Annotated in this window: 13 protein-coding genes; 9 read left to right on the forward strand and 4 right to left on the reverse strand. The window is 67.6% G+C overall.

Translation table 11 applies throughout. The features are described 5' to 3' along the window. Nucleotides 1-12 precede the first annotated feature (12 nt). The gene (locus AB4Z37_RS10370) at nt 13-975 is read right to left on the reverse strand and encodes a TRAP transporter substrate-binding protein (RefSeq protein ID WP_441516766.1); all 963 of its coding nucleotides are present in this window, start codon (nt 973-975) and stop codon (nt 13-15) included. A 273-nt stretch (nt 976-1248) separates the two neighbouring features. On the opposite strand from AB4Z37_RS10370, the gene ugpB reads away from it, so the two are divergent. Continuing rightward, complete coding sequence (gene ugpB, locus AB4Z37_RS10375) at nt 1249-2601, forward strand: sn-glycerol-3-phosphate ABC transporter substrate-binding protein UgpB (protein WP_441516643.1); 1353 nt, start codon at nt 1249-1251, stop codon at nt 2599-2601. 13 nt (nt 2602-2614) lie between these two features. On the opposite strand, the gene AB4Z37_RS10380 is transcribed toward ugpB, so the two are convergent. From AB4Z37_RS10380 to exbB, 3 genes are read right to left on the reverse strand one after another with little or no spacing between them, the layout of a single operon-like run. Next, entirely contained in the window at nt 2615-3406 is a 792-nt protein-coding gene (locus AB4Z37_RS10380; protein ID WP_441516644.1) for a TonB family protein, read from the reverse strand. Continuing rightward, the gene (exbD, locus tag AB4Z37_RS10385) at nt 3403-3840 is read right to left on the reverse strand and encodes a TonB system transport protein ExbD (RefSeq protein ID WP_441516645.1); all 438 of its coding nucleotides are present in this window, start codon (nt 3838-3840) and stop codon (nt 3403-3405) included. The genes AB4Z37_RS10380 and exbD overlap by 4 nt, the downstream gene beginning before the upstream one ends. Before the next feature lie 3 nt (nt 3841-3843). Beyond that, nucleotides 3844-4605 (reverse strand): tonB-system energizer ExbB, encoded by a 762-nt coding sequence (exbB, locus tag AB4Z37_RS10390; RefSeq protein ID WP_441516767.1) that lies wholly within the window; start codon nt 4603-4605, stop codon nt 3844-3846. A 511-nt stretch (nt 4606-5116) separates the two neighbouring features. Here exbB and AB4Z37_RS10395 point away from each other — a divergent pair. The 8 genes from AB4Z37_RS10395 to AB4Z37_RS10430 are packed head-to-tail and all read left to right on the forward strand — an operon-like array spanning nt 5117 to nt 13210. Then, a complete protein-coding gene (locus tag AB4Z37_RS10395) occupies nt 5117-6736 on the forward strand; it encodes an ABC transporter substrate-binding protein (protein ID WP_441516646.1) in 1620 nt (539 codons plus the stop codon). 19 nt (nt 6737-6755) lie between these two features. Next, a complete protein-coding gene (locus tag AB4Z37_RS10400; RefSeq protein ID WP_441516647.1) occupies nt 6756-7769 on the forward strand; it encodes an ABC transporter permease in 1014 nt (337 codons plus the stop codon). Then, complete coding sequence (locus AB4Z37_RS10405; protein WP_441516648.1) at nt 7766-8665, forward strand: ABC transporter permease; 900 nt, start codon at nt 7766-7768, stop codon at nt 8663-8665. Before AB4Z37_RS10400 ends, AB4Z37_RS10405 begins: the two co-directional genes overlap by 4 nt. A 3-nt stretch (nt 8666-8668) precedes the next feature. Next, nucleotides 8669-10399, forward strand: a complete 1731-nt coding sequence (locus AB4Z37_RS10410) for a dipeptide ABC transporter ATP-binding protein (RefSeq protein WP_441516649.1) — start codon at nt 8669-8671, stop codon at nt 10397-10399. Nucleotides 10400-10443: 44 nt separating this feature from the next. After that, nucleotides 10444-10626 (forward strand): DUF4089 domain-containing protein, encoded by a 183-nt coding sequence (locus AB4Z37_RS10415; RefSeq protein ID WP_441516650.1) that lies wholly within the window; start codon nt 10444-10446, stop codon nt 10624-10626. Nucleotides 10627-10630: 4 nt separating this feature from the next. Beyond that, on the forward strand, nt 10631-12037 hold the full coding sequence (locus AB4Z37_RS10420; protein WP_441516651.1) for an AtzE family amidohydrolase: 1407 nt from the start codon (nt 10631-10633) through the stop codon (nt 12035-12037). A gap of 15 nt (nt 12038-12052) precedes the next feature. Beyond that, nucleotides 12053-12457 carry an oxalurate catabolism protein HpxZ gene (gene hpxZ / locus AB4Z37_RS10425; RefSeq protein WP_441516652.1) on the forward strand — a complete coding sequence of 135 codons (405 nt, stop codon included), beginning with the start codon at nt 12053-12055 and terminating at the stop codon, nt 12455-12457. Nucleotides 12458-12475: 18 nt separating this feature from the next. Continuing rightward, a complete protein-coding gene (locus AB4Z37_RS10430; protein ID WP_441516653.1) occupies nt 12476-13210 on the forward strand; it encodes a GntR family transcriptional regulator in 735 nt (244 codons plus the stop codon). Nucleotides 13211-13386 lie beyond the last annotated feature (176 nt).

Below are 13386 nucleotides of genomic sequence, written 5' to 3' on the forward strand. Positions count from 1 at the left end.
CGGACCCTCTGGCTACTGCACCTTGCGAATGCGCTGGATGAGATTGGCCATCGCCGGGTCGTTCAGGGCCAGCTGGTGGATGCCGGCCATCGCCGCCTCGAACGGCGCGCGGTCGAACTCGGTGATGATGGAGACGCCGGCGGCCTCGGCCTGCTGGCGCGATTTGTCCTCGAGCTCCTTCCACTTCTTCCGCATGAAGATGCTGGCCTCCCGGGCCGCCTGGCGGAACATGGCCTGGCCATCCGGGCTCAGGCTGTCCCAGGCCTTCTTCGACATCACCAGCACCTCCGGGCTCATGGTGTGCTCGGTCAGCGTATAGTAGCCGGCATATTTATAGTGGTCGGTGGTGACATAAGACGGCCAGTTGTTCTCTGCGCCATCGATCAGCTTGGTGGCGAGGCCGGTGCGGACCTGCCCATAGGGCAGCTCGACCGGTTCGGCGCCCAGCGCCTTGATCATGCTGACCATCAGCGGCGATTGCTGCACGCGGATCCGCAGTCCCTTCATGTCGGCAAGCGTGCGCACCGGCCGTACGCTGTTGTAGATCGAGCGCGCCCCGGAATCGAAGAAGGCGAKGCCGATGAAGCCATAGGGCTCGAAGCTCGCCAGAATCTCCTGGCCGATCGGGCCGTCCAGCACCTTGTTGAGGTGATCGACCGAGCGGAACAGAAACGGCAGCGCCAGCACGTTGACGGCAGGAACGAAACTGCCGATCGGTGCCACGTTTGTCCGGTTGAGGTCGATGGCGCCGACGCGGGTCTGTTCGATGGTCTCCTTCTCCTCGCCGAGCTGGTTGGAGTGGAAGACCCGGATCACATAGTCGCCATGGCTGCGCTCGGCGACGAGCTGGCCCATGTAGCGCAGCGCCTGGACGGTCGGATAGTCCTCGGCCTGGGTATCGGCGGCGCGGAATTCCCGGGCTCCGGCCGGTCCGGTCAGCACTGCGGCGGCGGCCGTCAACAGCAGCGCGGCCAGCGACTTGCGGAGGGATCGGAGCAGCGACAACGCATCACCTCTGGTGCAATATCAATTTCGAGAAAGACTGTTAGTGTCCTGATCGCTTCGCAGGTTCGTGCAAAGCTTGTTGGAAATGCTACGAACTTGCGAGGTGGGACACTAGCTGATCTTAGCAGAAAGCGTCCGGAACTGGCTATCTGGCGCTCCCGGGGGGCGGGAGACGGCGGTCTGATGGCATAAATGCCCTGCCGAGGGGTAAATGTCCTGTGACCGGCCGGTGTTCTGGCGGCAATGGGCGGAGGCGCGGCAGTGAGGATCAGAACGGGGCGCAACGGACTGCTGGGGCTCTTGGCCTCGCTCGTCCTGTGGGCCGTACTGACGCAGGGCCCGGCCCGCGCCGCCACCGATATCGTCTGGTGGCACGCCATGCAGGGTGAACTCGGCCGCCAGATCGACAAGCTCGCCGACGATTTTAATCGAACCCAGTCGGACTACCGGATCGTTCCGGTGTTCAAGGGCAGCTACACCGAGACCGTCACCGCGGCGATCTTCGCATTCCGTTCGCGCACCCAGCCTGCGATCGTGCAGGTCAACGAGATCGCCACCGCGACCATGATGGCGGCCAAGGGCGCGACCTACCCGGTGTACGAGCTGATGCGGGACGAGGCCGAGCCGTTCTTTCCCATGGCCTATCTGCCCGCGGTCGCCAGCTACTACACCGATCTCGACGGCAACATGCTGTCGTTTCCGTTCAATGCCTCGACGCCGATCCTGTATTACAACAAGGACCTGTTCCGTGCGGCCGGGTTGGACCCGAACGTGCCGCCCAAGACCTGGCCGGAACTCGGCGCGACCGCACAGCGCCTGCGCGCCGCCGGCGTGGCCTGTGGCTTCACCACCCATTGGCCGTCCTGGGTCAATGTCGAGAATTTTTCAGCGCTACACAACATTGCGATTGCCACCCGCGCCAACGGCATGGGCGGCCTCGACGCCGTACTCACCTTCAACAACCTGCTGATGGTTCACCACATCGCACAGCTCGCGGAGTGGCAGAAGACCAAGGTCTATGACTACAGCGGCCGCGGCACCACGGCGGAGCCGCGCTTCCAGCGCGGCGAGTGCGGCATCTTCCTGGGGTCGTCGGCGACACGCGCCGACATTGTCGCCAACGCCAGGTTCGAGGTCGGCTACGGCATGCTGCCCTACTGGCCGGATGTGCCGGGCGCGCCGCAGAACTCGATCATCGGCGGCGCTACGCTGTGGGTGCTGAAGGACCGGCCGCGCGCGGAATACAAGGGCGTGGCGCGATTCTTCACCTATCTGTCACGGCCCGAGGTGCAGGCCGCCTGGCACCAGCACACCGGCTACCTGCCGATCACCCGCGCCGCCTACGATTTGACCCGCAATCAGGGCTTCTACGAACGCAACCCCGGCACCGCGATCTCGATCGAGCAGATCACGCTGAAGCCGCCGACGCAGAATTCCAGGGGGCTGCGGCTGGGCTCGTTCGTGCTGATCCGCGATGTCATCGAGGAAGAGCTCGAGCAGGCGTTCGCCGGCAAGAAGAGCGCGCAGAGTGCGCTCGACAACGCGGTGGAGCGCGGCAACAAGCTGCTGCGCCAGTTCGAGCGCGCCAATCCCTGAGGCGCGCCGGCGCTCAGTGCAGCTCGTAGGAGAACGGCACGTTGAAGGTCATCGAGCTGTCCCGCATCTCCGGCGGGAAGGCGGGCAACGGCTCGGCCCGACGGATCAGCGCCATGGTATCGGCGTCCAGCGCCGGATGACCGGACGAGCGGCTGATCCGGCTGCTGAGCACGCGGCCGCTGCGGGTCATGGTGAAGCTCAGCGTTGCGACGCCGGTCTCGCCCTTGGCGCGGGAGACGGTTGAATACTGCTTGAAGCGCTGCAGGTGCGCGGCGAGCATCGATCGGTAGGACGCAGCGGCCGCCGCCGCGGCGGCGCCGGTCGCAGCGGCGTTCTGCACCGGGGCGATACGCTCAGCGCGCGGCGGGGCGGTGGTGCGTGGCGCCGGCGGGCTTTCGCTGCGTTTCTTCACGTCAGGCCGCGGCCTGGCCTTCGGCTTCACCGGTTCGGGGGTCGGCTTCGCCTTCTGTTCCGGCGGTGCGGCGACCACGGCTTGAGGCTGCTGCGGCGTCGGTGCGATCAGGTCGGGAGCCGGCTCGGGCGCGGTCTCCTGCGCGGGCGCGTCCGCCTGCTGCATGGTCGGTCCGGGCGCAAGATCCTGCTCCTGCGGCTGCGGCGCAGCCGACACCGGCGCCATGTCGATCAGCACGGCGGGAATGGTCGCGCCCGGCGACGGTTGGCTCGCCTGCCAGCCGACGATCGCGGCGAAGGCGCCGGCATGCGCCGCAACCACCACCAGTGCCGCCGGCGCCCAGCGGAGCAGCTCCCGGCGGGGCGAGGAGGTGTCGAGCGCGAACGCGGTCATCGCGGGCCATCCCGGCCGTCGAGCCCGACCAGCGCGATCTTCAGGTAGCCGCAATCGCGCAGCAGGTTCATCACCGTCATCAGGTCGCCGTAGCTGACCGCCTTGTCGGCGCGCAGGAAGATGCGCTCGTCCTTCCTGCCGGCGGTCGCGGCATCGAGCGCGCCGGACAGACCCTCGCGCGGTGTCGCGGTTTCGCCGACCGCGAGCGTCAGATCGGGCTTCACGGTCACGAACACCGGCTTGTCCGGGCGCGGCTGCTGTTCGGCGGTCGAGGCCGGCAGGTCGACGCCGACATCGACGGTGGCGAGCGGCGCCGCCACCATGAAGATGATCAGCAGCACCAGGATGACGTCGATGAAGGGCGTGACGTTGATGTCGTGGGTTTCCACCAGTTCGTCATCGCCGGCACGCCGGCCGCCCAGCCTCACGCCCATGATCTACTCCGCGGCGCGGGCGATGTGAGGCAGGCGGCGGCTCTGGTCGCGGCTCAGCAGCAGCAGCACCTGCGCGGAAGCGTCGCCCAGCAGCGCACGGTAAGTCGCCGTGACGCGGGCGAGGTGATTGTAGATCACGACCGCCGGAATTGCCGCGATCAGGCCCATCGCGGTGGCGAGCAGCGCTTCGGCAATGCCCGGCGCCACCACCGCGAGGTTGGTGGTGTTGGCTTCCGAGATGCCGATGAACGAGTTCATGATGCCCCACACCGTGCCGAACAGCCCGACGAACGGCGCGGTGGCGCCGATGGTGGCGAGCACGCCGGTGCCGCGGTTGATCTGGCGGACCATGGCGTTCTCGACGCGCTCAAGCCGCAATGCGACGCGCTCCTTGAGGCCGTCGTCGAAGATGTTGCCCGACAGCGCGCTCTCGCGTGCGGCGGACTGGACGATCCGGGCCACCGCATCCTCGCCGTCGCCGCAGGCGCGCGCGGCATCCGGCAGCGTGGTATCGGTGTCGAGCGCGACAAGGCGCAGCTTCGCGCGACGGCTGGCGCGCATCAGCTCCAGCGTCTTGACCAGCCAGACGGTCCAGGTGACCAGGGAGGCGAAGGCGAGGCCGACCATGACCGCCTTCACCACGATATCGGCGTTGAGGAACATACCCCAGGGCGACAGGTCGCGCGGCAGCAGGCCGGTGGCCGTTGCTGCGCTCGCCTGCGTCGTGGCGAGTGCGACGAGCGCGCCTGCGAGGCTCGCCGGCATGGTGCGGCCGGTGGTCCGGCGCGAGCGGATGGCCGCATTGGCGCGGCAGGGCTGGTCCTGGTGCGTCATGATGGGGATTGGTCCGAGACCTCGTGATCGTCTCAAGGTGGTGGGCCGGCGAACTCTGCGCTGCGCAGATCACGCGTCGCCGGATGGATCGCGATGGCCGCGGCCGTCGCTGGCGTGATCCCCTTGTAGTCGCAGCGCCGTTGTCGCGGCAATTCACCGAGGCCTGATGAGTGGTTCGATTTGACCTATTCTTATTCTAAAGCCTTGAGCCGCTTGGCTTCTGCTGCGTGATCGGGGCACCGCGGATGATTTTGAAGGCGGAAGCGGTGTCTGCCGATATTTTAGGCATTTGCCGCGCGCTGTATGCAACGCCTCGGACGCGGCGGTGCGCTGCGATTTTGAAATAACGGAAGTAGATCAATCGATTAAACGCGGTCCCCGCTGTCGTGCCGCCTTGGCATAGTCCTTGCGAAGTCATCTCCGTCAGCCAGCGGAGACCTCCATGAAGCGTCGTGATTTCCTGAAAACTGCCTCGGGCCTGGCCGCAGGGGCGCTGGTGTCCGGGCCCGCGGTGTGGTCGAGCGCGCAGGCGCAGAGCCGTCAGGAGACGCTGCTGGTGGTGTCCGAGAGCGGGCCCAACAACCTCGACATCCATGGTGTCGGCACCAACGTGCCCGGCTACGAGGTGTCGTGGAATTGCTACGACCGGCTGATCAGCCACGAGATGAAGAGCGGTCCGGGCGGTGTGCCCTATTACGACCGCGACAAGTTCAAGCCCGAGCTCGCCGAGGACATGACCGTTGGCGACATGTCGGTGACCTTCAAGCTGAAGAAGAATGCGACCTTCCATGACGGCACGCCGGTGACGGCGAAGGACGTCAAGTGGTCGCTCGACCGTGCCGTCAGCGTCGGCGGCTTTCCCACCTTCCAGATGAGCGCGGGCTCGCTGACCAAGCCGGAGCAGTTCGTCGTGGTCGACGACCGCACCGTGCGCGTCGACTTCCTGACGCGGGACAAGCTCACCATCCCCGATCTCGCTGTCATCGTGCCCTGCGTGGTCAACTCGGAGCTGGTGAAGAAGAACGCCACCGAGAAGGATCCCTGGGGCCTCGAATTCACCAAGCAGCAGACCGCCGGCTCCGGCGCCTACCGCGTGACCAAGTGGACGGCCGGCACCGAAGTGGTGATGGAGCGCAACGACAACTGGGTCGGCGGCCCGCTGCCGAAGATCAAGCGCGTGATCTGGCGCATGGTGCCGCAGGCCGGCAACCGCCGCGCGCTGCTGGAGCGCGGCGACGCCGACATCTCCTATGAGCTGCCCTATCGCGACTTCGCCGAGCTCAAGCAGGCCGGCAAGCTCGAAATCGTGTCGCTGCCATTCAGCAACGGCATCCAGTACATCGGCATGAATGTCACGAGACCGCCGTTCGACAATCCCAAGGTGCGCCAGGCGCTGGCCTGTGCCATGCCGTACCAGAAGATCGTCGACGCAGTGCTGTTCGGCCTCGCCAATCCGATGTTCGGCGCAGCCGCCGACAAGCCGACCGAGGTCGCCTGGCCGCAGCCGACCAAATACGTCACCGACATCGCGAAAGCGCGGGCGCTGCTGGCGGAGGCGGGCTATCCCAACGGCTTCGAGACCACGCTGTCATTCGACCTCGGCTTTGCCGTGGTCAACGAGCCGCTGTGCGTGCTGGTGCAGGAGAGCCTCGCGCAGATCGGCATCAAGACGACGATCAACAAGATCCCCGGCGCCAACTGGCGCACCGAGCTCAACAAGAAGGAGATGCCGCTTTACACCAACGTGTTCTCGGGCTGGCTCGATTACCCCGAGTACTTCTTCTATTGGTGCTATCACGGCAACAATTCCGTCTTCAACACCATGAGCTACAAGTCGCCGCAGATGGACAAGCTCATCGATGGCGCCCGCGCCGCCGCGGCCGTCGGCGACACCGCGGCCTATGACGCCGATGTCAAAGGCTTCGTCGATCTCGCCTTCACCGACATGCCGCGCATTCCGCTCTATCAGCCCTATGTCAACGTCGCGATGCAGAAGAACATCTCCGGCTACCAGTACTGGTTCCACCGCCGGCTCGACTACCGCACACTCGTGAAGGCGTAAGGACAGGCGAGGCAGCACCATGCTCGGCCTGATCGGCAAGCGGTTGATGTTCGCGATCCCCAGCCTGATCGGCGTCGTGATCGTGACTTTCCTGCTGACGCGAGCGCTGCCGGGTGACCCGGCGGCGTACTTCGCCGGCCCCGCCGCGACCAAGGAGGCGGTTGAGCAGATCCGCAAGAAGCTCGGCCTCGACAAGCCGCTGATCCAGCAGTTCATCGGCTACACCGCCGATCTCGCCCACGGCGACCTCGGCACCTCGCTGACCACTGGGCAGCCGGTCGCCACCGAGATCCGCAACCGCCTGCCGGCCTCCGCCGAGCTGACGCTGCTCGGCCTCGTGCTGGCGGTCGCGATCGCGCTTCCGCTCGGCATCGCCGCCGCGGCGCGGCCGGGCTCGCTGGTCGATCATGTCTGCCGCATCACCACCACGGCCGGGGTGTCGCTGCCGGTATTCTTCACCGGCCTGGTGCTGGTCTATGTCTTCTATTTCAGGCTCGGCTGGGCGCCGGCGCCGCTCGGACGGCTCGACGTCTACGCCACCGCGCCGCCGGCGGTGACGGGATTCTACATCATCGACAACCTGCTCGTGCGCGACTTCGAAGCCTTCCGCTCCGCGCTCGGCCAGCTCATCCTGCCGGCGGCGACGCTCGCGATCTTCTCGCTGGCGCCGATCGCGCGGATCACGCGGGCGGCGATGCTGGCCGTGCTGGCGTCCGATTTCGTCCGCACCGCGCGGGCGAGCGGGCTCGCGCCGCGCACGGTGATCGTCACCTACGCATTCCGCAACGCCATGCTGCCGGTCATCACCACGCTGAGCATGGTGTTCTCGTTCCTGCTCGGCGCCAATGTGCTGGTGGAGAAGGTGTTCGCCTGGCCGGGCATCGGCTCCTATGCGGTCGAGGCGCTGATCGCCTCCGACTTCGCGCCGGTGCAGGGCTTCGTGCTGACGATGGCGATCATGTACGTGCTGCTCAATCTCGTGATCGACATTCTCTACGGCGTCATCGACCCGCGTGTGAGGCTTGAGGGATGAGCGTCGCTGCCCCCGCTTCCGATATCTCCGCTTCGGCCCGCCCGTCGCGGTTCGCCGCAACATTGCAGCATGCCCGCTACGTGTTGTCGGAAAACCCGGTCACCGCTTTCGCCTTCGCGCTGCTGCTCGGCATCGTGCTGGCGGCGCTGATCGGGCCCTGGCTGGCGCCGTATGATCCGCTCGCCAGCGATACCGCGGCGGCGCTGAGGCCACCCTCGGCGGCGCACTGGTTCGGCACCGACCAGCTCGGCCGCGATATTCTCAGCCGCGTCGTGGTCGCGACCCGGCTCGACCTGTTCATCGCGGTCGCCTCGGTGGTGCTGGTGTTCCTGATGGGCGGACTCGCCGGGGTCGCCGCCGGCTATTTCGGCGGCTGGACCGACCGTATTGTAGGCCGCATCGCCGACACCATCATGGCGTTTCCACTGTTCGTGCTGGCGATGGGCATCGTCGCCGCGCTCGGCAACACCGTGCAGAACATCGTCATCGCCACCGCGATCGTGAACTTTCCGCTCTATGCGCGCGTTGCGCGTGCCGAGGCCAATGTTCACCGCGACGCCGGCTTCGTGCAGGCGGCGCGGTTGTCGGGCAATGGCGAGATGCGCATCCTGCTCGGCCACATCCTGCCCAACATCATGCCGATCATGATCGTGCAGATGTCGCTGACCATGGGCTATGCCATCCTCAATGCCGCCGGCCTGTCGTTCATCGGCCTTGGCGTGCGGCCGCCGACCGCCGAGTGGGGCATCATGGTCGCCGAGGGCGCCGCCTTCATGGTGTCCGGCGAATGGTGGATCGCGCTGTTTCCCGGTCTCGCGCTGATGATCGCGGTGTTCTGCTTCAACCTGCTCGGCGACGGCCTGCGCGACATCGTCGATCCGCAGCGGAGGACCTGATTCATGGCTGCGCTTCCGCTGCTCGATGTCCGCGACCTGACGGTCGAATTCGCCACCCGGCGCGGCCCGGTGCGGGCGGTGCAGAGCGTCGACATCGCGGTGGCCAAGGGCGAGACGCTCGCCATTGTCGGCGAGTCCGGCTCCGGCAAGTCGGTGACTTCCTATGCGGTGATGCGCATCCTCGACCGTGCCGGCCGCATCGCCGATGGCGCCATCCGCTTTTCCGGCATCGACATCGGTTCCGCATCGGAGGCGCAGATGCGCGACCTGCGCGGCCGCGAGATCTCGATGATCTTCCAGAACCCGCGCGCCGCGCTCAACCCGATCCGCAAGGTCGGCGAGCAGATCGAGGACGTGCTGCGCCAGCACGCCCAGGCGTCGAGTGCCGAGCGTGCCGAGAAGGCGATCGCGGCGCTGGAGCAGGTGCGCATCGCGCGGCCGCGCGAGCGCTACCATGCCTACCCCTTCGAATTGTCCGGCGGCATGTGCCAGCGCGTCGTCATCGCGCTGGCGCTGGCCTGCAACCCGCAGCTCCTGATCGCCGACGAGCCGACCACCGGCCTCGACGTCACCACCCAGAAGGCGGTGATGGACCTGATCGTCGATCTGACGCGCCAGCGCGGCCTCTCGACCATCCTCATCACCCATGACCTCGGCCTCGCCGCCGCCTATTGCGACCGTGTGGTGGTGATGGAGAAGGGGCGGGTGGTGGAGACGGCGGTCGCCGCCGACGTGTTCGCCCGGCCGGCCCATCCCTACACCCGCAAGCTGATGCGGGCGACGCCGCGGCTCGGTGTCGGCCTGCGCGATCTCCTGCCTGAGGACGAAACCTTGCCGGCTGCCGCGGCGACCGTGGCGGCGAGCGGGCCTGTGGTGGTGACGCCGCCCCTGCTGCTGGTCGACAAGCTGGTCAAGGACTATCCACGCCAGGGCGCCTCGGCCTCGCTCGGCCGGCTGTTCGGCAAGCGGCCGCCGGTCGAGCCGGACCGCTTCCGCGCGGTCGACGGCATCAGCTTCACGGTCGGACGTGGCGAGAGCGTCGGCCTTGTCGGCGAATCCGGCTGCGGCAAGTCGACGACCTCGATGATGGTGATGCGGCTGCTCGACCAGACCTCCGGACGCATCGCCTTCGATGGTGAGGAGATCGGCAACCTGCTGCCGAAGGCGTTTGCGCGCTCAGCGTTGCGCCGCCGCATCCAGATGGTGTTCCAGGATGCGACCGACAGCCTCAATCCGCGCTTCTCCGCGGCGCGCGCCATCGCCGATCCGATCCTGCGGATGGGGGAGCCGATGAGCCGCGATGCTCTGCGGGGGCGCTGCGAGGAACTGGCAACCCAGGTCGGTCTGCCGGTGGCGCTGCTCGACCGCTTTCCACACCAGCTCTCCGGCGGCCAGAAGGCGCGTGTCGGCATCGCCCGCGCGATCGCGCTCAAGCCGGACTTGATCATTCTCGACGAGCCGACCGCCGCGCTCGACGTCTCGGTGCAGGCGGTGGTGCTCAACCTGCTGCAGGACCTCAAGCAGTCACTCGGCATGAGCTACCTGTTCGTCTCCCATGACCTCAATGTGGTGCGGCTGTTGTGCGATCGTGTCATAGTCATGCGTGCGGGGCGGATCGTGGAGCAGGGGCCGGCCGAGGCGGTGCTGGCGGCGCCGCAGGCCGACTACACCCGCGAGCTGCTGGCGGCGATCCCACATCCGCCGGCGGCCGAACCGATGATGGTGGTGCAATGACGGTGATGCAATGACGGTAGTGCAATGACAGTGGCAGGTGCCTCATGACGCCCGATCAGCTCGACGCCTACATCGCGGCGGCATCCGCCGCGCTCGACCTTCCCGTCGCCGAGGAGTGGAAACCTGCGGTGCGCGCCAACCTCGCGGTGACCCTGCGCTTCGCACGGCTCGTCGACGACATGCCGCTGCCTGACGAGGCCGAGCCGGCCGATTTGTTCAGGGCCTGACGCCGTGACCGACAGCAATCTCAGGAATGGCTGGGCGTCGGCCGGCGAGATCGCCGCCGCCGTCGCAGCCGGCCGGCTCACCGCGCGCCAGGCGATCGAGACTGCGCTGGGGCGCATCGCTGCGCATAACGGCGTGCTCAATGCCTTCACCGATGTGGTCGCCGAGCGTGCGCTCGCCCGCGCCGATGCGGTCGATGCCGCGCTCGCCCGCGGCGAGGCCGCAGGTCCACTCGCCGGGGTGCCGTTCGCGGTGAAGAACCTGTTCGACGTGCAGGCGCTGCCGACCCGCGCCGGCTCGAAAATCAACCGCGATCGCGTCCCGGCGCCGCGCGATGCCACGCTGATCGAGCGGCTGGAGGCGGCCGGCGCGGTGCTCGTCGGCGCGCTCAACATGGGCGAATACGCCTATGACTTCACCGGCGAGAACATCCATGACGGCCCCTCACGCAACCCACATGATCCGACACGGATGACCGGCGGCTCGTCCGGCGGCTCCGGCGGCGCAGTGGCCGGCGGCCTCGTGCCGCTGTCGCTGGGCTCGGACACCAATGGCTCGATCCGGGTGCCGTCGTCGTTCTGCGGCCTGTTCGGCCTGAAGCCGACCTACGGCCGGCTGTCGCGGGCGCGCTCGTTCCCGTTCGTGTCGAGCTTCGACCATCTCGGCCCGCTGACGCGCAGCACGCGCGACCTCGCGCTGGCGTATGATGCGATGCAGGGAGCGGATGCGGACGATCCGGCGTGCGCCGCCACGTCCGTCGAGCCGGTCACGGCACAACTTGCCCGCGGCCTGGATGGGCTGCGGATCGCGGTCGCCGGCGGTCATTTCCGCACCGCGCTGTTTCCGGAGGCGATCGAGGCGGTGGCGCGGGTGACGCGGGCGCTCGGCGTCACGCGCGAGGTCGAACTGCCGGAAGCGGCGCGTGCCCGTGCGGCGGCGTATGTGATTTCCACGGTCGAGGGCGCGTCGCTGCATCTCGACCGGCTGCGCCACCGGCCTGCGGATTTCGATCCCGCGGTGCGTGACCGCCTGATCGCCGGCGCCTTGGTGCCGGGGCCGTTCGTCGAGCGGGCGCAGAAATTTCGCCGCTGGTACCGCGACCAGGTGCTGGCGCTGTTCCGTGACGTCGACGTCATCATCGCGCCGGCGACGCCCTGCGTCGCGCCGCAGCTCGGCCAGGTCAACTTCGTCCTCGACGGCGTCGAGTTGCCGGTGCGCGCCAATATCGGCATCCACACCCAGCCGATCTCGTTCATCGGCCTGCCGGTGGTGGCGGTGCCCTTGCCGCTGTCGCCGCTGCCGATCGGGGTGCAGATCATCGCCGCGCCGTGGCGGGAAGACATCGCGCTACGCGTCGCCCATGCGCTCGAACAACAGGGCGTGGCGGTGGCGCCGCGACCCGCACAATTCTAGGAGAGGAATGCGTTCATGGACGTTGATCTGCCTGACGTGGTCGCCGAGGTGAAGGCGGCGTTCGCGCGTTACGAGGCCGCGCTGGTGTCGAACGACGTCGCGACCCTCGACGCGCTGTTCCGCGACGATCCGCGCACGCTGCGCTACGGAATCGGCGAAAACCTCTACGGTTATGCCGCGATCAGGGCATTCCGCGCCGGCCGTTCGCCGGCGGGGCTTGCGCGCGACCTCAGCCGCACCGTGATCACCACCTATGGCCGCGACATGGCGGTCGCCTCCACGCTGTTTCACCGCACCTCCGCGCCGGATAGGGTCGGGCGGCAGATGCAGACCTGGGTGCGCTTCGCTGACGGCTGGCACATCGTCGCCGCCCATGTCAGCGTGATCGACCGGCCACTGCACGAGCAGGCCAAGGACTGATTAAGGACTGATTGCGGCATGGCGTTCGACGACATCATGGTGGGGGCGCGCGCGGGTGTTGGCGCAAGCGGCGGCGATGCGGCGCGCGGTGAACGTGTGGTGCCAGGCATCGGCAAGGTGACGTTGGCGGAGGAGCTGCGGCTGCAGCTCGCCGACGACATCGTGCGCGGCGCACTGCTGCCGGGCGCGGCGCTCGACGAGAGCGATCTGGCGCGGCGCTTCAAGGTGTCGCGCACGCCGGTGCGCGAAGCGCTGCGGCAGCTGGTCGCGAGCGGCCTCGTCGAATCGCGCGCCCACCGTGGCGCGGTGGTGGCGCGGCCGGGCGTCGAGCGGCTCAACAGCATGTTCGAGGCGATGGCGGAGCTCGAGGCGCTGTGCGCCGGGCTCGCGGCGGAGCGGATGTCACCGGCCGAGCGCCACGGGCTCGAGGCGCTGCACGAGCAGTTGCGACTGCTGAGCTACGCCGGCGATCCGCAACGCTTCCATCATGTCAACGAGCAGTTTCACAACGCGATCTATGCCGGATCGCGCAACACCTACATCGCCGAGATGACGCTGGCGACGCGGGTGCGGGTGCAGCCGTTCCGCCGCGCCCAGTTCCGCAACCTCGGCCGGTTGGCAAAGTCCCAGGCCGAGCACGATCGCGTCTTGGTCGCGATCATGCGCGGCGACCGTACCGGCGCCGCGGCGGCGATGCGCGAGCATATCGACCTCGTGCGCGGCGAGTATGAGATCTACGCGGATTCGGTGTGAGGCAGGCGCTTGCCGTTAGCCGCGGTGGCAAGCGCGATCACAGATCGCGGCTGACGGTTTAGCTTCGACGTCTCGACACCCACTGCGTCGTTGCCGGACTTGATCCGGCAATCCAGCTTGCTCACCGCACAACGCAAGCTTTTGAAGCTGGATCACCGGGTTTCGGCGCTTACGCG

Source organism: Bradyrhizobium sp. 2TAF24, from assembly GCF_052115025.1.
Classification (GTDB): Bacteria; Pseudomonadota; Alphaproteobacteria; order Rhizobiales; family Xanthobacteraceae; genus Bradyrhizobium_A.